Source organism: Streptomyces orinoci, from assembly GCF_003121295.1.
In the GTDB taxonomy this organism is placed as follows: Bacteria; Actinomycetota; Actinomycetes; order Streptomycetales; family Streptomycetaceae; genus Streptomyces; species Streptomyces orinoci.
This window is the reverse complement of the sequence record NZ_PHNC01000042.1, coordinates 126,290-144,800: the sequence shown is the minus strand read 5'-3', so window position 1 is coordinate 144,800 and position 18,511 is coordinate 126,290. Positions and strand designations below refer to the sequence as shown.

General features: G+C 68.3%; 20 protein-coding genes and 2 pseudogenes. 12 read left to right on the top strand and 10 right to left on the bottom strand.

All coding sequences use genetic code 11. The features are described from left to right. The first annotated feature begins 755 nt into the window (after window positions 1-755). Window positions 756-899: a hypothetical protein gene (locus CV755_RS34885; RefSeq protein WP_161968801.1), complete on the top strand. Its 144-nt coding sequence runs from the start codon at window positions 756-758 to the stop codon at window positions 897-899. Between the two features lie 438 nt (window positions 900-1,337). Here the strand turns inward: CV755_RS34885 and CV755_RS34440 are convergent, their stop codons facing one another. Further along, on the bottom strand, window positions 1,338-1,613 hold the full coding sequence (locus CV755_RS34440) for a hypothetical protein (RefSeq protein WP_153068804.1): 276 nt from the start codon (window positions 1,611-1,613) through the stop codon (window positions 1,338-1,340). A gap of 568 nt (window positions 1,614-2,181) precedes the next feature. Between CV755_RS34440 and CV755_RS33780 the strand changes: the two genes are divergently transcribed. Genes CV755_RS33780 through CV755_RS33770 form a run of 3 tightly spaced genes read left to right on the top strand, consistent with a single transcriptional unit; the run spans window position 2,182 to window position 3,271 of the window. Continuing rightward, window positions 2,182-2,613, top strand: coding sequence for a phage holin family protein (locus CV755_RS33780; RefSeq protein ID WP_241561560.1), 432 nt, complete (start codon window positions 2,182-2,184; stop codon window positions 2,611-2,613). Further along, a complete protein-coding gene (locus CV755_RS33775; protein ID WP_109284745.1) occupies window positions 2,610-2,999 on the top strand; it encodes a DUF3618 domain-containing protein in 390 nt (129 codons plus the stop codon). The genes CV755_RS33780 and CV755_RS33775 overlap by 4 nt, the downstream gene beginning before the upstream one ends. 5 nt (window positions 3,000-3,004) lie before the next feature. Further along, window positions 3,005-3,271, top strand: coding sequence for a DUF4235 domain-containing protein (locus CV755_RS33770; RefSeq protein ID WP_109284846.1), 267 nt, complete (start codon window positions 3,005-3,007; stop codon window positions 3,269-3,271). Window positions 3,272-3,366: 95 nt separating this feature from the next. Here the strand turns inward: CV755_RS33770 and CV755_RS33765 are convergent, their stop codons facing one another. From CV755_RS33765 to CV755_RS33740, 5 genes and pseudogenes are all read right to left on the bottom strand, one after another. After that, window positions 3,367-3,612 carry a hypothetical protein gene (locus CV755_RS33765; protein ID WP_153068803.1) on the bottom strand — a complete coding sequence of 82 codons (246 nt, stop codon included), beginning with the start codon at window positions 3,610-3,612 and terminating at the stop codon, window positions 3,367-3,369. A 98-nt stretch (window positions 3,613-3,710) separates the two neighbouring features. Further along, window positions 3,711-3,827, bottom strand: a pseudogene (locus CV755_RS36570) (Hsp70 family protein); the annotation flags it as partial. A 479-nt stretch (window positions 3,828-4,306) separates the two neighbouring features. Then, window positions 4,307-5,074 (bottom strand): hypothetical protein, encoded by a 768-nt coding sequence (locus CV755_RS33750; protein ID WP_109284741.1) that lies wholly within the window; start codon window positions 5,072-5,074, stop codon window positions 4,307-4,309. 14 nt (window positions 5,075-5,088) lie between these two features. Beyond that, complete coding sequence (locus CV755_RS33745) at window positions 5,089-6,213, bottom strand: hypothetical protein (protein WP_241561559.1); 1,125 nt, start codon at window positions 6,211-6,213, stop codon at window positions 5,089-5,091. A 510-nt stretch (window positions 6,214-6,723) separates the two neighbouring features. Further along, on the bottom strand, window positions 6,724-7,092 hold the full coding sequence (locus CV755_RS33740; RefSeq protein WP_109284737.1) for a hypothetical protein: 369 nt from the start codon (window positions 7,090-7,092) through the stop codon (window positions 6,724-6,726). 739 nt (window positions 7,093-7,831) lie between these two features. Here CV755_RS33740 and CV755_RS33735 point away from each other — a divergent pair. Further along, complete coding sequence (locus CV755_RS33735) at window positions 7,832-8,521, top strand: ArsR/SmtB family transcription factor (RefSeq protein ID WP_161968800.1); 690 nt, start codon at window positions 7,832-7,834, stop codon at window positions 8,519-8,521. A 211-nt stretch (window positions 8,522-8,732) separates the two neighbouring features. On the opposite strand, the gene CV755_RS33725 is transcribed toward CV755_RS33735, so the two are convergent. Continuing rightward, window positions 8,733-11,051, bottom strand: a complete 2,319-nt coding sequence (locus tag CV755_RS33725; protein WP_241561558.1) for a helix-turn-helix domain-containing/SEL1-like repeat protein — start codon at window positions 11,049-11,051, stop codon at window positions 8,733-8,735. Window positions 11,052-11,270: 219 nt separating this feature from the next. Between CV755_RS33725 and CV755_RS35035 the strand changes: the two genes are divergently transcribed. From CV755_RS35035 to CV755_RS33700, 6 genes are all read left to right on the top strand, one after another. Next, the gene (locus CV755_RS35035; RefSeq protein WP_109284734.1) at window positions 11,271-11,501 is read left to right on the top strand and encodes a hypothetical protein; all 231 of its coding nucleotides are present in this window, start codon (window positions 11,271-11,273) and stop codon (window positions 11,499-11,501) included. Between the two features lie 948 nt (window positions 11,502-12,449). Beyond that, a complete protein-coding gene (locus CV755_RS35635; protein ID WP_206608467.1) occupies window positions 12,450-12,920 on the top strand; it encodes a hypothetical protein in 471 nt (156 codons plus the stop codon). Continuing rightward, window positions 12,917-13,513 carry a tyrosine-type recombinase/integrase gene (locus CV755_RS35630; RefSeq protein ID WP_206608466.1) on the top strand — a complete coding sequence of 199 codons (597 nt, stop codon included), beginning with the start codon at window positions 12,917-12,919 and terminating at the stop codon, window positions 13,511-13,513. The genes CV755_RS35635 and CV755_RS35630 overlap by 4 nt, the downstream gene beginning before the upstream one ends. Then, complete coding sequence (locus tag CV755_RS33710) at window positions 13,510-13,824, top strand: helix-turn-helix domain-containing protein (RefSeq protein WP_109284732.1); 315 nt, start codon at window positions 13,510-13,512, stop codon at window positions 13,822-13,824. The genes CV755_RS35630 and CV755_RS33710 overlap by 4 nt, the downstream gene beginning before the upstream one ends. Before the next feature lie 15 nt (window positions 13,825-13,839). Next, window positions 13,840-15,495, top strand: a complete 1,656-nt coding sequence (locus tag CV755_RS33705; protein WP_109284731.1) for a tyrosine-type recombinase/integrase — start codon at window positions 13,840-13,842, stop codon at window positions 15,493-15,495. Between the two features lie 43 nt (window positions 15,496-15,538). After that, the gene (locus CV755_RS33700) at window positions 15,539-16,057 is read left to right on the top strand and encodes a GNAT family N-acetyltransferase (protein ID WP_109284729.1); all 519 of its coding nucleotides are present in this window, start codon (window positions 15,539-15,541) and stop codon (window positions 16,055-16,057) included. On the opposite strand, the pseudogene CV755_RS36860 reads toward CV755_RS33700, so the two are convergent. Then, a pseudogene (locus tag CV755_RS36860) lies at window positions 15,984-16,391 on the bottom strand (ATP-binding protein); the annotation flags it as partial. The gene CV755_RS33700 and the pseudogene CV755_RS36860 overlap by 74 nt on opposite strands. 191 nt (window positions 16,392-16,582) lie before the next feature. On the opposite strand from CV755_RS36860, the gene CV755_RS33690 reads away from it, so the two are divergent. Beyond that, the gene (locus CV755_RS33690; RefSeq protein ID WP_153068802.1) at window positions 16,583-17,065 is read left to right on the top strand and encodes a hypothetical protein; all 483 of its coding nucleotides are present in this window, start codon (window positions 16,583-16,585) and stop codon (window positions 17,063-17,065) included. Between the two features lie 4 nt (window positions 17,066-17,069). Here CV755_RS33690 and CV755_RS33685 read toward each other — a convergent pair whose 3' ends face one another. Together CV755_RS33685 and CV755_RS33680 are read right to left on the bottom strand one after the other, a co-directional pair. Then, the gene (locus CV755_RS33685) at window positions 17,070-17,513 is read right to left on the bottom strand and encodes a DUF6262 family protein (RefSeq protein WP_109284725.1); all 444 of its coding nucleotides are present in this window, start codon (window positions 17,511-17,513) and stop codon (window positions 17,070-17,072) included. After that, entirely contained in the window at window positions 17,510-18,163 is a 654-nt protein-coding gene (locus CV755_RS33680; RefSeq protein WP_206608464.1) for a tyrosine-type recombinase/integrase, read from the bottom strand. Before CV755_RS33680 ends, CV755_RS33685 begins: the two co-directional genes overlap by 4 nt. Window positions 18,164-18,511: the final 348 nt, after the last annotated feature.

The window sequence follows — 18,511 nt, the reverse complement described above, 5'->3', positions numbered from 1 at the left end:
GGGTTGCGCCTGTACCCGCAGATATGGACGTGTAGATCGTTTCGCATGACGCGCACGCAGCTGGCAGACGAGGAATGGCAGTTCACCGAGCCGTACCTGCCGATCGGCGAGTAATCCCGAGCGGCTGCGCGAACAGTCCGAGGGGTGATGCGGCGGTTCAAGACGGGCGCGCAGTGGCGGGAGATGCCGACGGAGTTCGGGGCCTGGCCGGCCGTCCACAATACCGTCGTCACCACGTCCACCATCGCGTCGGCCCGCACACGGCCGGGGCGCCCGTGCACGGCCGTGCCACCGGGCGCGACGGGAGGCAGTCGCGAGCTGCGGCGGATTCTCTCCGCGGGGTCAGCTCAGCACTTGCCCAGGTACTTGTCCTGCATCCACACACCCTTCTCGCCTTCCCACAAGTCACGGTGGTACCAGCCGACTTGGCGTCGTAGACGTTGAACCACTGGCCCCTGCCAACGTACCGGATCAGGGTGTGGCCGGTCCCCGGGCCCGAGTGGACCGGGACCGTGGTCCTGATTGACCTCGCAGGTGCGCACGGCCCTCGCCTCCAGGACGCCGTAAGTGCGCTGAGGCGTCTGGGCCTGCGCGGGGGAGGGGGCGAGGAAGCCCAGCGCCAGACAGGCACCGGCCACGCCGGCGGCCATTGTGTGGGTGATCTTCATTGGGCTCGTCTCGTCCGTCCTTCGTACTCGCGTGGTGGTTGCCGCTGCACCGGCCCGCCCCCGGTGTTGTCCTGGGCCGGTGCAGCGGTGCCCAGTCCAGCAGCGCTTCCCACCGTCCGGCCACGTCCGGACACCATCGAGAGCGACACCGAGCAGACGCTGTTCAATCCCGCCCGGATCACCAACCCGGCCGAGATCGCGGCAGTGTTGAAGGCCCTGACAGCTCAATGAGTGCTGAGCTACCGTGCCTTGGACGAGGTGGCCCGTCGCCTTCCGCCACGCGATGGGCAGCCGCAGAGCCTGCCCCGTAGTACCGCCAGTGACATCCTCAGCGGCAAGCGGATGCCCTCCCGGGACAACCTGGGGACCTTGCTGACCGCTTGTGGACTCACCGATGCCGAACAAGAGCCGTGGACAGTGGCCTGGCAGCGCCTGGCCTCGCCAAGTGCACCGGCGCCGGTCTGCCGCCACACCCGGTCTCGCCTCCTCGCCTGGGCAGCGGCGGTGGCCGCCTTCTCCGTCATGACTACTCTGGTCGCTCTTTTCGCCGTCGGCCGCGCCCCGGAGCGCACCCGTACGCTCGGCTCGCAGAAGCTGATGGTGGTCTCCCGGAGCTGGACTCACATCACACCCGATGCCAAAGACGTCACGCACGTGGGAGAAGTCGGATCAGGACCACGCTGGTTCTCCTGCTGGACGCGCGGCGAGTGGCTCGACGACCGCGGCCACTTCAGCAGTGTACGGGTCCGGACTGCCAATGACGACGGCCGCAAAGACCTCTTCATCAGCCTCGACTTCCCCTGTCGAAGGCAAGTCGGGCCGCGATGTGGGATATCCGCCACGTTGATCGCCTATACCACTCCGGCGGGTAATGGGGCGGCTGGCTTCGATGTCGATCAGTACGGTTCCACAGATGTGGCCCTTGCGGAAGGCGAAGTCGTCCACACCGAGGACCTCGGTGCCCGCCCAAGGCTCCGCTCGGGAGGCGCGCGTATCAGCCTGAGCAGGGTGTTCGGCGCCTGCCCCGGCACCCGAGCCGCTTCACCGAACGGGCCCCGGCGCGGCTGGCCGGCGTCAAGGCGACGGCCTGCAGGAGCGCGCTGGAAGCAGGCTGCGAGGGCCGTAGCGAAACGTCAGCCCCTCGACTTGTTCGGCCAAGGTACGTCGTGTGCAGTCCCGGCTACCGCAGCGGAACCGGCGGACCGCCGGCAGGATCTTCACCGGCCGACCCCCCCCGCGGCGAGGTCGGCTATCCGACGCGATCATGGCTCTCCCACCCGGGGCTTCTCCTTGCCCACCCAGCACTCTTCGTCCTCTTCGCTGAGCCCGAAGAATCGTGCCAGGCGGGTCATGCCTCCGGCGGTCCTGCCGTACCACGCTGGCCGACCCAGGTGGTGACGCCGCACCAAGGAGGCCACACCGGTGTCCTGAACTGGCTTGTTCGGGGTACTCGTCACCAGGAGGCCGCAGCGTCCGCCCTGGCGGCGAAGCCAGTACAAGGGAGGTGATCGCCATGTCGTCCAGCATGCAGCCGCACCATGGCCCGGGTCGGCAGACGCCCGGTGCCGAGCCGGTGAACGAATTGGTACAGCGTGCCTCGCAGCAGCTGACCGAGCTGGTACGTGGTGAACTGCGCCTGGCGCAGGCGGAGATGAAACAAAAGGGCAAGCGCTATGGAAAGGGCGGTGGCCTGTTCGGCGGTGCCGGCCTCGTCGGCTTCCTGATGCTGCAGGCGATGGTCGCCACCGTGATCGCCGCGCTGGCGGTGGCGCTGCCGGTGTGGGCGGCGGCGCTGATCGTCACGGCGGTGCTCGGCGTGATTGCCGCGGTGATGGCCATAAGCGGAAAGAAGCAGGTTGACCAGGCCGCTCCGCCCGCACCCGAGCAGACGGTCGAAAACGTCAAGGCCGACGTGGCCAAGATCAAGGAGAGTGCGCACCGATGACCCAGCCGCCTCATGACGAGCCGACAGCCGAGAGCACCGAGGAACTGCGTGAGCAGGTCGAAAAGACCCGCGAAGAGCTCGGCCAGACCGTGGAGGCGCTCGCGGCCAGGACCGACGTCAAGGCCCGCGCCCAGGAGAAAGCCGCCGAGATCAGGGACCAGGCCGCCGCCAAGACCGGTGAGCTGAAGGAGCAGGCCGCCCACAAGACCGGGCAGTTGAAGGAAAAGGCGGCCGAGGCCGTGTCGCTGGTGCAGGACAAGACGCCCGAGCCGGTGCGAGCAAAGACGTCGAAGGCTGCCAAGGCTGTTCGGGACAACCCGCTGCTGCTGGCAGCCGCCGGCGCGGCCGTCGCCGTCTGGCTGGTGTGCCGCCGCCGGAAGGGGTGAGGTCTTTGAAAACGTCCAAGATTGCCTACAAGCCGATCGGTCTCACCCTCGGTGCTCTCAGCGGCGTGCTTGCTGGCGGCCTGTTCAAACAGGTGTGGAAGATGCTCGGCCATGAGGAGGACGCCCCGGGCGCCACAGACCAGGAACGTACCTGGAGTGAGGTCCTGCTCGCCGCTACGCTGCAGGGCGCGATCTTCGCGGGCGTCAAAGCGGCCGTTGACCGGGCGGGCGCAGTCGCCACCCGCCGCCTGACCGGCACCTGGCCGGGTTGACCGGCATAGACCGGCATAGACACGGTGGGATGGCGGGGGAGCGAGACCGGCGCCGCCCGCCCGTGCCCGGCAGAAAGGTGCCGGCAGATGTCCGATCAGAACGCGGCCACCGCACCGGCGGCCGCCGCGGTCATCGCCTTGATTCTGATCGCCCGTGCAGCAGCGCGCATCGTGTCAGCCATGCCCGCGGGCGCGCCGCCCTGCCGCCGACTACGGGCCGTCTCGCCCTGCCGGACCCAGGCGCAGGTCCATGGGCTCTGGCTGTCCCGGCCGACGACGTCGCTCGCGCTGCCGTGCGAGAGGCCGATCAGTACGTCCACCGCTACCGACAGCAGATGCAAGCCCCCACCGACCCGCCCGAGTGACACGGTCCGAATGCGGCGCCCGGTTCCCCCTGTCCACGGCCCCGGCGCCATTGCAGCGGTCCTGCCTCCTCTTGCATCTCCGGACCGGCGATACGCCCGGCGTCCTTGGCCGCCTGCCGCTGCGCGTCGTTGAAGTACGCCGACACGGTGATCACCGCCTGGGTGATCTTCTCGCGGAGCTGCTCGGAGGCGGCGGAGTCACACAAACTGACGCCCGCCCGCGTCCACAGAGGGTTCAGGAACCTGCACGCGCAGACCGGTTCTCCGGCTGGTGCACCGAAACCGTCACGTACCGGGCCAGGCGGGCCGCCGGGCTCGAAGAACCATCGCCCGGCCACCCGCCATGACGTGGGCAGAGTCCTCCGCCACCGGCGAGGCGTTCAGCCGCCCCACCCACCACAAGGTGGGCAGGAAACCCCGTTGAACTGGATAAATGACAAGCTAGGGCTTGCGGCGCCGGGCGCCGACCAGCAGGTCGGCCTGGGCTCCACCGGGACGGGGTACTGCTGGAGTTGGGTATGGAACCGCCGGAATGTCTCCTGGACCGAGGGTAGTTGGCAGCTGAGGCGCGGTCCCGGGCGTTGCGTCCGGCCCGGGAATCCCGGTGTCGTCCTGGGTACTGCTGGCCATCAGGGCTTCGAGGGCGCTGACCGTGTCCGCACGCCCGGGGTCAGCTGAAGATCGCCAGGGGGCGGACCTCCAGGACGCCCTCGTCGGCCTTCCAGCTCTGGACCTTGCCCAGGCAGAGGGCGGAGAAACGGTCGGAGTCCAGTTCGCCGCGCAGTCCCCGGGAGATGCAGGAGACCCGGACCCGCGCGGTCTGCGCGGGCGTGCCGTAGTCGGCGAGAAGGATGGTCCGGTTTCCGGCCGAGGCGTCATCGTCCTTGCGGAAGTCCCCGGTGAGCAGGACGAACAGCTTCTCGGTGCAGCTCAGCGGTGCGTGGCCCTCCAGGGGCCGTCCCGCGTACGCCTTCGCCAGCGCCGCGTTCCGGCGCACCGTGCCCCGGCGCAGGTCGGCGTGGACGATGGCGTCGCTGCGCTCCAGGCCGTCGACGATGACGCCGATCACCGAGATGGCTTCGGCCTTCTCGATGTATTTGGTGACAACCTCGTTGCTCGCCTCGACGCCGGAGTCCGGGCTGAGGAACGGCAGGATCTGTACGGCGAGCTTGGCCGCCCAGCCGCGCATGGTCCGCTGCTCGACCTCTTTTCTGAGCGCCACGGCGTATCTGTTCATCTGCGCCTGGTCCATGATGGTCCGGTTGTCCAGGTAGAGGCAGGTCCGGTTCGTCACCAGACGCTCCGAGGGCCGCCTGCCGCGCCGCCGGGCGACGATCGTGAGGACCACCAGCGCGATGGCGCTCACTGCGGTCACCAGCCACAGGAGCATCCAGGGCCACCAGATGTCCCACCACAGACGATCGCTGAAGACAGGCACGGCGGTTCACCTCGTCAGTTCGTCGCGGGTGCGGGACAGTTCTTAATGGCGGCGATCATGCGCTCGAGTATCGCCAGGTCTGGCATCCTTGCCGCGGTCTCGTCCCTGGCGGCCTGCGGGGCCGGGACGTCCTGCTGTCGCAGGTGTTCGGTCAGCGCGTCGGCGCCGAGGACGTGATAACCAAGTTCCGTCGCGCGGCGCTGGAGTTCCGGGTCGTGGTCAAGCAGTTCGCCGAGCCGGTCTGCGCGGCGGTCCAGGGCGATGAACTGCGGCTGGGTCAGCATCCGGGTCGTGGGGTAGAGCAGTACGCGTTCGGTGTCCACCGTGTGGTGTGTGGCGCGGTACAGGGCCTGGTAGGCGAGGAACTGGTGCTCGTAGACCACGACGACGGGCTCAAGGCGGCGGCCGTTGGGGGAGGCATAGTACGGGAAAAGGTCAGCGCCTGGGCTGCCCTGGCGGATCAGCAGAGGCCGGAGTTTCGCGGAGAGCTCGTCGGCCCGCCGGGTGCTCGTCGGGACGTCGTCACCGTTGCGAGTGAAGGCGACCAGGCCCAGGTAGGTGCCCGCCGAGTTGGAATCGCAGATGTCGGAGGTCTGAGCGAGCACGACGTTGCCGTTGCTCACGCCGTACTTGCCGATGCCCAGGTCGTTCCAGCGTCGGTTGTGCTCGGTGAGGGCGAGGAACCGGTTCATGTCGAGGGAGTAATAGAGCGGCTCGCCCGTGCCGGACCCGGCCTGAGGGCGGGCCGCACCCGCATCCCACAGCGCCTTGGCGTACTCGCGGTAGGTCGCCAGGACGAGGGGACTGTCGAACGGGCGGTAGATATTGGTGTACCGGTGCTGCTTCTGCCGGGTACTGGAGATGAGGTCCCCGGCAGGCTCACCGGAGGGAAAGACGAAGTCGTAGCCCTCCAGACTCCCGGTCGCCACCTCGCGCGAGCCCGAGCTGACGGTGTGCACCCGGATGCCGTGCTCCAGCAGGATCCGGGTGACCTGCTCGTCCTCGAAGAACTCGGCCTTCGATGCCAGCCGCCCCTCCAGAGTGGTCAGCCGCTGGAAAGGCAGCAGCAGATGGCCCGCCATCACCAGCACGGCCGTTCCGGACACCGTCAGGACCAGGGCCAGGGCCAACGTCAGCACCCGAAGGGCGCGCGGCCGGAACGGGTGCGGCTCACGCGCGACCGTCAGAGCCGGTTCAATTCTCGCCGGATCACCCATGCGCTCCCCCCGAAGCGATACGTCCCCTTCACGCCCCTTCTCTGTTCCCGTCGGCGACGCCTCCTACCCTTGCATCAAAGCCGGGCTGACGGTGCCGGCATTCCTTTCCGCCGACGCGGGACGGGGCCCTTGGCAGGAGGCCCACATGACCGAGATGACCACCCCCACCGAGCAACTGGTGCCAGCCAGGGGTCGCCCCCCAGCCGACTTCGCTTGGCTCGTGCTGCGCGTCGCGCGTGAGGCTGCGACGGAGCGTGGCGTCGGTGCCCAGCCCCCGGTGCTATGCCCGTGTCGGTGTACTGTCCTGGATGCGATGGTCGCCGACCGCTGGCCGGCCACCGCCTGCCCGCCGTCTCTCGTGCCGACGACCACCGGTTCCGGGCTCCTGAGGCCCATAAAGACTTGCCCTGGGGGCCCCAGAAGTGTGCTGGGTCAGTTGTGCACCAGGTACCAGTGGTCGTCCTGCGCGTGCGGAACCTTCGGGTGCAGGTAGCCGACCACTCCATTGTTCTCGTGGTCGCAATGCCGATTCCTGAACTCCGTGATGTCCATCCTGTCGACCCACCAGTAACCGCGGATGTAAGTGTCCTTTGATGGTGTCATCCAGCAGATCTGCACGTTCTGACCGTTCTGGTTCGTCCCGTCCAGCCAGATTGACGCCACCTTGTGTCGCCTGTCCTGGAAATGGATCTGCTGACCGTTGGTCCCAGCGGAAGCCATCCCGGCCCCGAGAGTTAGCGAACCGGCCACTGCGGCCGTGCAGACCGTGGCGATCGCCATCTTGCGCAGATGAAGCATCATGTATGCCTTCCCTTTCCTTTTCGTGGGCGCCCGTGGCGCTGTCGCGAACGTGCGGTCCATCGGACCGTGGCGGATAGGCGGCTGCCGACATTGGTTACCGCCGCCCGTATGCAGCCGTGGTCGGAAGTAGCCGGCGCCACTGGCCACCGCTGTGTGGTTGACCTTCTTCGGTGTCAAGCTTGTTGATCCCGTTTGCACCGCGGTTCGGGCTCCTGCGCCTGTGGAGGAGAGCCGGTCGCGGCGTTGGTTCCGATGCTCGTGTCGTTTCTGGTCGGCCGGCAATGTCTTTCCACGAGGGTGGAAACTCCGCGGCGGTGTGCATCGCTCCCCCGAAGCTCTGCAAAACCAGCTCCCTTAAATTGCCTGGTAGCCGCCTTGCTCTCGGCGGGAGTCCCCTGGAGCCTGTGGAGTGTGCTGACAGGGGTGAAACATGCTGCGGATTCACTTCACTGCGCAGGACCTGGCCCGTACCAAGATCGCCTCTCGGCCGGATCCGATGTGGGAGGTGCTCTTGAGCCTGTATCTGCTGCGAGCGGTGCACGGCGGGGTCTTATTCGATCGTTGGCGGCATGAAACGCGTCGGCGGCTGACCCCGCCGGTACGGTTCCTGTCAGCGCTGGTGCCAGCATCCGGGTCGTCACCGGATTTCCTGACTCCGACAGGAGACGGCTCGCTTGAGTTGGGCATCGAGAAGCTGCTGAGCACTCCACGGGGTCGGTTGGAGGCCGATGTTGCGCAGATGGCCAAAGAGCGGTCCCTGCCGTCCTGGACAGTCGATCTCGCCCAGGGCCGTGCTGAGGCACTCCGGGGTGTCGCCGGCGAGCTGCGGCGTTACTTCACCATCTGTCTTGCCCCTCACTGGGGTCAGGTGCAGTTGCACATCGCCCGAGACCTCGCGCACCGGTCCCAGACCATGGCACAAGGCGGCGTCGAAGCCCTGCTGAGCACGCTCGTCCCGGGGGCCCGCTGGTCTCCGCCCGTGTTGGAACTCGCCTATCCCTTCTCACACGACATCCACCTGGACGGCAGAGGTCTGCTCCTCCAGCCGGCCTTCTTCGACCATCCGTCCCCGTCCGGACAGTGCGTCACCACGCTGGTCGACCAAGAGCTGACACCCGTTCTCGTCTACACCATCGACCACCCGCTCGGCTGGATGGCCACCGCCGAGCCCCCCAACCCTCCGCCTGGGGATCCGCTGGCCGCCCTGCTGGGCAGCACCAGAGCGCGCGTACTGTGCGCCCTGGCCAGAGGCATGTGCACCACCAGTGAACTCGCCCGCCGGGCCAAGGCACCGCTGTCAACCGTCAGCCGCCAGGCCACCATCCTCCGCGACGCAGGGCTTATTGCCAGCCACCGGGACGGCAACACCGTGCTGCACATCCTCACGGCCCTGGGCGTCTCCCTTTGCCGAGAGCACCCACCGGTTTGATCATCTGCGGACCCGGCGCCGCACGCCTTGTCGGTGAAGGCCTTCTCGCAGCCAGCCTTGCGGAGGGCGTCCTCCTGGGCTGCCGAATGTTGATCTCGCGTGCTGACTCTTGCGACGCCTATAGGCGCGGACACGGTTTCGTTTCGGAGTCGACCTGCGGAAGTGCGATGACCACGGGACTATCTCACGAACGAACATTTGCGTACTGCCATCACCACGGCTGGGACGGAGAACCGTCCACCTCCAGACCGAATCGCCGGAGCTGTTCTGCGCCTTCGGTGTCCCCGGCCTGCTCCCGCAACTGCCCCATTCCCATCAGGCCCCCGGGGTTTCCGGCATCGGCGGCCCGCCGGTACATCCGTTCTGCGCCTTCGAGGTCCTCAGCCTGCTCCCGCAGCTGTCCTACGAGGATCAGGCCAAAGGTGTTTCCGGCGGCGGCGGCTCGCTGGGCGAATCGTTCTGCGCCTTGAGGATCTCCGGCCCGCTCGTACATAACCGCCAGGCCCGTCAGAGCGCTCATGTCTCCGGCGTCGGCGGCCCGCCGGTATAGACGTTCCGCCTCCGGGGCGTTCCCGTACGCCTCTAAAATCAACGCCCATTCCATCAGAGCGTCCAGGTCTCCGGCTTCAGACCGCACGTTCAGCAGGTTCATGTCGAGAGTCGTGTGGCTGAACCGCACGACATCTCTGTGCGTCAGGGCATCCGTGTCTCCGGCGTCGGCGGCCCGCTGGTACATCTGTTCCGCGCCTTCGGTGTCCCCAGCCTGCTCCCGCAGCTCTCCTATCCGCCTCAGGCCAAAGGTGTTTCCGGCGGCGGCGGCTCGCTGGGCGAATCGTTCTGCGCCTTGAGGATCTCCGGCCCACTCGTACATAACCGCCAAGTCCGTCAGAGCGCCCGTATGTCCTGCGTCGGCGGCCCGCCGGTACAGACGTTCCGCGCCTTCGGTGTCCCCGGCATTCTTACGCAGCCACGCCAGGCCTGTCAGGGCGTCGGTGTCTCCGGCATCGGCGGACCGCTGGTACAAGTCTGCCGCGGTGCGGTAACGGCACCTCCGGACGGCTGAGTCCGCCAGGTCGTTCAGTTCTGTTGTGCTGGCCGTGTGGTCCCGCAGGGCCGTCCATAAGGAGCCCGGCGGGAAGGTGCAGAAGCGGGTCGTGCGGGCATGGTGGTGGAGGTAGTCGGCGAGGCGGAACACGTCCGGCAGTGCGCCCATGCCATTCGGGTCGGCGACGGGCTCCAGGGCCGAGACCACCCCCATGACTTTCGTCCGCGCGTATGCGAGGGCGTCGGCGAACCAGGTCACGGGGGCAGCGGCTCGTTGTTCCTCGGCCAGGTAACCAGGGGCAGCAGCCCGGAGCAGTGCCGCCGGCAGGGGTGAGATGTGGCCGAGCCGGCGGGCGTCCATGGCCGCGGTGATGATCGCCTTTGCGTAGGGTCCCTGGGGCAGGACGGCCTGCTCGTAGTGGTCGACCAACTGGGGGCCGGCCGCCAGGGTCTGGGTGATCGTCCCGCGCGGGCTGGTTCGGCCGGCAGCAGCCAGCGAGCTGTGGTTGCTCGCACGCAGGTTCGTCAGGTCCTCTGGGGTGAAGCGCTCGGGAATGTCGACCGGGACGACCGGGTCCAACAGGGCCCGGGCATGTGGGTGGCTGTCTTTTCCGGGCTCCGGGGTTGCGGTCAAGGCACGGTGGTAGGCCAGCCACAGGGTCGCAAGTACCACGACCGGTCCGGCCCCCTCCAACCGACGGCGCAGTGCTGCTGCGGAGGCCTCTCCCGCCGGCCCGTGGAGGAAGTCCTGGGCCTCGTTCAGCCACAGGACGGTGCGCGGAGCGAGGGCGTCGGCGGCCAGCAGGGCGAGCAGGCTGGCGGCGCTCTTGGGAAAGACGAGCTGCCAGTGGCCCAGGCAAGCTCGAACGGCCTCGTAGGCGGCGCGGCTTTTGCCCGTGCAGGACTCTCCCCGCACGACCACCATCACGGCCTGCCTGCCGGTGACGGCCGCGTCCAGACGCGCGCGCAGCCGCTGGTCGTGGTCTCGCTCGACGTAGTCGGGGAGCACAAACGCGCCCTCGGCTCTATGTGTGGTGCCGTGGATGGCGGGGTGAACACCAAGCTGCTCTGCGGTCCAGGCCGAGACCGGGCGTGGTTTGTCGGGCACGGCGGCGAAACGCGCCCGGACCTCGGCGTCGGCCAGCGCGGCGGTTGCCTGGGCGCGCCGAACTGCTGAGCTGACGGCCCCGGCACGCTGCTGGGCGACGGCCTGGTGCCGGGTGCGCCAGGCGTCGGGGTCCAGCAGGTGGCGGTCGCCGGGCTGCACGTTGATCCGCGCATCGGCGAGGGCGGTCCGCAGCAGCGTGATCAGCTTGGTGAAGGCCTCCGACTGCTGAGGGAAGCGCCTACCCTTCAGCCACTCGCTCACCGTGGTCGGCGCGAGCCCGATCGCGCGGGCTGCGGCACGCAGCGACCACACCGCGGCCAGATGCGCCTGATGGAGCTCTCCGAGCCGGCGCAGGTCTGCGAGGAACTCCTGCTCCAAGCCGTCGTGCTGTCCGCCCGTCATGCCGCCCCCGCGTGTCCACTGTCCAGAACGCCCGCCCTGGACACCTCAGCAGCCTAGGCGCCGACCAGCGCGTGCGTGCCCGAATCGTCCAAGACCTCGCGGAAGGCAGATGGACTCCCCCTGGGACAGGAACCGTCAAGGCCATCGCCCCCGGCAGTCGGCCGGAGACGACACCACTTCCGGGAGGGGCCCGCCATGACGATCGTCAACTCTCTGCACGAGATCAGCACCTGCACCACGGGGCTCTTCGGCCCAATCGGCACCACCGTCCTGGTCCCGTTCCTGCTCGTCTACGTCGGGGTGATCCTGCCGGCCGTATGGTCCCGCCGCCCATATCGCCGAGTCGCCGCTCAGCGCACGCTCACCACTCTGCTGAACCATCTCGACGCCCTGCTGCGGGCTCTGCGGGGCATCCGGCCAAGGTGATGGCGGGGCTGAAACGCTCTGAATGACCGCCATGATCGGTGATCCTCCTGTGCCGCCTGGCGCGGTGAGACCACTACGGCTCGTGGGAGCCAAACGCTTCTCGGGCACCGGGGATGAGCCACAGGCCCTCCGGCACGCCGGGGCGGCTCGGGGGCGGAGTGGTGCTGGTCGGGGAAGCCGACGGCGTTTGGGGGAGGTTCGGCTCCGGGCTGTTCGGACGCAAACGTGGCGTTGGCTCGGGCAGCCAGGCAGGCCGGCGCCTGGCGGGAGCCTTCGGCATCCGGGGGACAGCGCGTGTCCTTTGCCTGGGTGAGGGATGAGGGCGGGTACAGGACACGCCAGTAGGCGGGTCCGGGCCGGACCGGCAGCCAAGCAGCGGAAGCAACCGTCAGCCAGTCCTCCTTGACCAGGGGCGCGACGCCAGTTCGCAGGTCCGCGGCCCGCCATGGGGTTGTGGATGTTGTCGGGCAGTGCGTGGCGATGACGTCGTGCAGGGGTGGCGCGTGCCGGTGGTGCTGGTAGTCGTGGGCCCATGCGGCCACTTGCCGTTCACGTGTCAACGGTCATTGAGATGCCCAGGTGGGTGGTCGTTGGGTGTCTGGGCTGGTGGCCATCAGAAATCCATGCCTGTGGACAGTGGTGTTCCTGGGGGGCGGGGGGTCAGTTCAAGGGGATCACTCCCTTGCCGGCCAGGGCTCGGCGAGGCGGTGTGAGTCGCCGGTGGTGGTCACGAGGTGAGCGTGGTGCATCAGGCGGTCGGTGCTCGCCCCGGCGAGGGTCTTGGGCATGATCGTGTCGAAGCCATCTGGGGCTGGCACTTGTTCCCTCACAGGAGTTGTCGCTGCCACCTGGCCGTATCCCGTTTCCGGGGTCCTCGTTGGTTCTCGCGGTAGCACTCCGGTTTTCCAGGTGCTGCCTTGACCGCTCAGGTGCGAGGAAGGTGTGCTGGTGGCCGAGGCGAGACTCCAGGTCATCGCGGGCGGAGCCGTTCCGCAGGAGCCGCTGGCGACGGACCCGTGGCAGTTCCAGACCGCGTGTGTCGATGCGTTCGTCGCGTCGTGGCGGGCCCGCGGGTTCAGCCCGGTGACCATCGACAACGACATCGGTCTGCTGGAACGGACGCTGACCGCACCGGGCCGGCCCGCGTGGGAGGTGACCCCGGAGGACATCGACCGCGTGGTCGGCGATCTCGCCGTGAAGGGCCGCAAGACCTCGACCCGTCGCGAGTATATGCAGATCTTCAAGGGGTTCCACCGGTTCCTGCAGGCTCGGAAGGCGGCCGAGATCGAGGCCGCGTTCGGCGTCCGACTGGTCTGCCCGGTCGACGAATTCAACGCCTCCCGGCATGTCGGCGACGATTCCCCGGCCCTGGTGCCACCGCCGACCCCGAGCGGGTGGCGGAGTTCTTCGGCTTCATGAAGCAGCGGATCGCAACGGCGAGGAAGTACGGACCCGCCGCGAGGGACTATGCGCTGTTTAGGACGCTGTATCACGCCGGACTCCGCTCGGAGGAGGCATCGCTGCTGGAGAAGCCGGACGTGCACTTCGTCCGCGGCCCGTTCGGCAAGCTCCATGTCCGCTTCGGCAAGGGGGCCCACACCTCCGGACCGCGGCCGCGCTGGGTGCCCATGCTCGACGGCCTGGACCTGGTGCTGCGGTGGTTCCTGGAGGATGTGCGGCCCAAGTTCCCTGATTCTCCTGTGCTGTTCGCCGACGAGTCCGGCGGCAACCTGCACCGGGGGACGATCCGTAACCGGTTGCGGTATCTGATGGAGCTCGAAGGGCGCCCGCCGTCCGAGCGGTTCAGCCCGCATGCCCTGCGGCGGGCCTGCGCGACCCACAACTACGAACGTGGCGTCGACCTGGTGGCGATCCAGCAGATGCTCGGGCACTGGACGGTCAGCTCGACCATGCGTTATGTCCGGCCCTCCGCGACGTTCATCGAGGACGCCTATCAGCGGGCCGTCGCCGGCACCCTGGCCGAGCTGACCGGGAAGGGCACCACGGCATGAAGATCCGATGGCGGCTGCGGATGGCCGCCGCCCAGCGCGAGGTGTGGACCGGGACCGAGCTGCGGCGGCTGCTGGCCGAGAAAGCCGGCCTGGAGCTGTCCTCCGCGTCGGTGTCCGCGCTGTTCACCAAGGAACCCTCGCAGGTGAAGATGACCACGCTGGCCGCGTTGTGCACCGCGCTGGAGTGCACCCCCAACGACTTGATCGAGGTCGACACCACCCCCGTCGAGCGGCCCGCCGCACCGCCCCGGCCCGTCGCCGACCTCCCGCAGATGGCCTCCGGGCGGGGCCGGTCGATGCCGCCCCTGTGACCGGACGGCATCGCGATGGGCAAGAAGCAACGGGACTGCCTCGCCTGTGGTGCCCCCGTCGGTTATCGCGACCGCCAGCGCTGCTGCCGGTGCTGGCGCCGGATGCAGGGACAGGCCGCCAAGGCGAAGTGCCCATCCTGCGGCAAGGACCGTGTGCTCCAGGAGGACACCGGCCGGTGCATCCTCTGTTCGCGCGTCTGCGAACAGTGCGGCCACCCGGTCCGCGCGGCCCAGAACCGGCCGTGCCGAAACTGCCGCCGCAAAACCGACCAGCTCGCCACCCAGCAGCCATGTCCACGCTGCGGCAAGCCAGGCTATCTGCGCGAGACGACCGGCTGGTGCGGTCCTTGTTCTCATCCCGGATCACCGAAGAAGCCGCCCCGGGTCTGCCGTGAGTGCGGACGGCTGCGACGGCATGCCGGGTTGGGACTGTGCTCGCCCGGCTGGCAGAAACACCCCCAACGCCCCTTCATCCGCGGCGAACACCTTCGCGAACGGCTCGCCGACCCGCCCGCATGGCTGGGCGACTTCGTCGCCCATGTCGCCGCCCGTCACTGCGTCGCCCGGGCCTGCAGCATCGTCACCGACCTGGGCCGACTCCTGGAGGACGAGCATTCGAACTCGCCCCAGGCGCTGCTGGAACGATCCCGCCGCCCGGGACGGTCGATGGGCTCCTTCGCCCGCGCGCTCGAGGACTTCTTCACCCTTCGCGGCCTGGCCCTGCCCACCGACCAGGCCGAACGGCTTGCCGCCGGGCGACGCAAACGCCTCATCGACGCCGTCCCCGATCCCCTCCGGACCGCCGTCGCCGCCTTCGACACCTCCCGGATGCGGGCCCAGGACCGGGCCCGCCGGGCCGGCACCCGGCCCCGCAGCGACCACACCCTGGAAACCGCCCTGGCCATCCTGCGTGACCTGGCCCTTTTCCTCGTCGAGCACCGCGGCAAGAACGACTGGGCCCTGGCCGACGTGCACGACGTCGAAGCCTTCCTGGCCACCCTGCCCCGAGCCCGCAAGCGGCGGCTGACCGCGCTGCGGCAGTTCTTCCGCTTCGCCCGCACCAAACACATCGTCCTCATCGACCCGACACGGACTTTGACCGCGAAGGAGCCGAACGGCTTCCGCGGCCGCACCCTCGCCCTCGACCAGCAGCGCGACCTCTTCCGCCGCTGGACCACCGACGAGGATGTCCACCCGCACGAGGCCCTGGTCGGCATGCTTGCCCTGCTGCACGGCGCCTCCAGTTCCGAGGCCCGGATGTTGCAGGTCACCGACATCGACCCGAAGGCCCAGACTGTCCGCCTCGGCAAGCGGCCCCACCCGGTTCTGCTCGATCCGGCCTCCTGGACGGTACTGCAACGCTGCCTGGCCCACCGCGAGGCATGGCCGACGGCCAACCCGCAGGTGATGGTCACCAAAGGGACCAAGGCCGGGCTCCGCCCGGCCTCAACTGCCTATCTCTCCCACGTCCTTGACGACTGCGGATACCCGCCCCGGACGATCCGCAGCACCCGCCTCGTCGACCTGGTGAACACCATGGACCCCAAGCTCGTCGCCGCCGCCTTCGGGATGGACCCGCAGGCCACCCTGATCTATCTCGCCGACCATGTCGATCCCGGACGCGTGGCGGCCCTGCCGAAAACCGCTGGCACGACACCAACCAGAGCATGAGGATCAACAGCGGCGTCAGTGCCCGTAGTTGAGAGGAGCCGCCATGACCGGTCAGGTGGAATTGCAGCAGGTGGATGAGGACAGCCTCGAAGAACTTCTCGCGGTGGCCGTCGACGATGCAGCACCCGAGGAGGCCATGCCGCCCGTGACCGGTCCACCCGGGTGGACGCCGGAACGGCAGGAAGCCTTCCGGAACTGGCATCGATCTCGACGCCCCGGACTTGTCGGCCCGCTCCGCGAGTCCACATTCGCAATCAGCCACGACGGAAAGATCGTGGGTTCGGCCCGTCTGGCTCTCCGCGACAGCCATGACGTCCTCGAAACCGGCATGTGGCTTGCCCGTTCGTGGCGCGGACGCGGAATCGGGACCGCCACCCTCCGCCTGCTTCTCCATGAAGCCGCTCGAACCGGTGCGCGGACCGTAGTCGCAGACACCAAGACTCACAACAAGGCGGCACTCGCCGCCTTGCGCCGCAACGATGCCACCCTCACGACAAGCCCGGACGCCGCCGAAGTCCGTGCCGAGTTGCCGCTGCCTCCAACCCCCACCGCGAACCCGTGATGCTTCGGCAGCACCTTGCACGGGTTCGCCGGAACATGTGTGCTTTTGAGGGGTGAATGTTGCTGGTCACCGCGATGGAGCGACGCTCGTAGGCCGCGTCAATGATTCGGTAGAACGCCTCGGCGGCGTCCTCGCCGACCGGAAGCAGGCCAATATCGTCGATCACGATCAAATCGGCCCGGCGGATCCGGGCGACGGTGCGGGCGGTGGACCCGTCGACCTTCGACTTGCTGATCGCGGCGCTCAGGGTCTCCAGGGTGAACCAGGCCACCCGCAGGTCCTTCTCGATCGCGGCCTGGGCCAGACCTTCGGTGAAGTGTGACTTGCCGGTCCCGTCCGTTATCTGCGGTTCGAAGCTTCTTTGATCGCTACTTCCCAGGTCGGGATGTTGTTGCGATGGCTGTAACGAGCCCGAGCGAGGCCCGTTGTCGCCGTCCGCTGGTGAGCTATGGCTGGCGCCGTCCTGGAGCCGGCGGTGGTCAGTTAGCATCCGGCATGGCCACGCACTGGAAGAACAGTCCTGAGATGTTCGCGCTGATCCTTCGACGCCATGGACTCGACCCGGACGCGGTCGACGACGTTGCGCGGGCATGGTCTGCGTTCCAGGAGTTCGTCCAGGTGGAAATCGACGGGATTGAGCCTGCAGAGGACGACGGCGACGGGTTCATCGTGCAATGGGGGCGGTGGAGTTGGAACGACGACCGTCCCGCACTGGCCTTCACCAGGCAGTTCGCGGTGCGCGACGAGGGTGACCAGGATGACGAGTTCTGGCAGCCGCAGCGCTGGAGCGTAGAGCTCGAACTGTTCTTCACCGATGCCCCGGCCTGGGCCAACCTGAGCGATATGGCCTGGTCCGACAGCATGGGCTTCGACTTCGATCCCATCGGTCATGAACGGGCCGCAGCGCTGTCCCAGATTGCCACGTTCATCGAAACGCTTCCGCAGGTCAGCGCGATGTGGCGGGCGGTCCCGGTGGGTAGTGCCCTCGGGCTGGATCGCGCGGACTGATCTGTCAGCCTGCCCCCCGCTCCTGAGGCCTGGGCGTGTCGCGACCACGGCGGTCGAGTTCGCGGCGGAGGTCGAGGTTCTCGCCGTGGGCCTGCTCCAGTGCGTCTCGCAGGGCTTGCACTTCTTGGCGGTGCTGCTTCTTCAACCGTGTGATCTGACTGGTCAGTGCGAGGACGAGGGTGCCCTGCTCGTCGGCCGGAGGCGTCGGTGCGGGGACCGGCCGGGCCTGGGCCCGGAGTCGCTCGATGCGTCCCCGCAGGTCGGGGTGGTTATAGAGGAAGGCGTGGGAGACTCCGGCCTCGCGCTGGACGGCTTGGAAGGTGATCGACTCACCGCGTTTGACCAGGGTGCGAATCGCCTTCTCCGCGGCCTGCGTCTTGACGTGGGACTTGGCCTTCGCAGCGGCAGCGAGTGTCTGGGTGCGCTTCGCGCGGGCATCGTCGGTCATGGCCGCATCCTTCGGTGACGGTCGAGGTCGAGGGTGAGCGCGACGGGGCCGGTGGGGGCAGTGCCGCAGCCGGCGCCCTGGACCGCGCGTCCGGGCTTGGCTCGGATGGTGTCCAGCAGCTTGGTGAGGGCCGCGCGTTCGGCCCGCCGCTGCAGCAGCCAGACGTTGTCCTCGGGCATCGGGTGCCCGTGCCGTTCCTGGAAGGCGGTGGTGCTGCGGCTGATCAGTGCCTCGGTCTCGTCCAGCTGCCGTTCCAGAGCACTCTGATGAGACGCGTCGGTGACGAAGACCGAGCAGGTCAGGCAGGCATTTCCCTTGTCGCAGGTCTGCAAGGGCGGCAGCAGGCACCAGCCGTGGGGCAGGAACCGGTCGGCCCGGTTGAACAGGTGGAGGCTGTCATGGTCGTCGTGGGAGAAGGTGACGTGGGTGCCATCCGCACGGAGTTTCGCGGTGGCCAGGAACGCCTGCTCGGCATGTTCCTGGCGGGCGGCGACGTAGTGCATCGTCATCGACGGGGTCGCGTGTCCGGCATAGCGCGTCAACACGTGGACAGGCAGGCCGAGTTCGGCGAGCCGGGTCAGCTTGGTGTGACGGAAGCGGTGGGTGTGGCTGAGCCCGACGGGCTTGCCCTTGCTGTCGGTGATCTTCACGATCTTACTGAACTCGCATGGTCCCTGGTTGCTCGTTCCTGCCGGGACCGCGCCCGGCTGCTCTGCCCCGGTGCCCTACCTCGTCGGCGGCCTTCTCGACGAGATCGGCCGGCCGTCCCGGGCCGCGACCGGTCCGCTGCAGGCCTGCCACTGGGACAACTGTTCCCGCCGGGCGCTGTCGGTGCCGACAGTTCGCCCGCCGCAGTGCCCGCCGGAGCCGTCAGGGACAGATGGGGCCGGGTCAGGCGGGACAGCGCCGTCGTTAAGGACGTCAAGGGCTGGTACGGCAACCAGTGCCAGATGTGGCGGAATCGCTCTGAGAAGGGTGCGGCTCTTCTCAAGCGACTG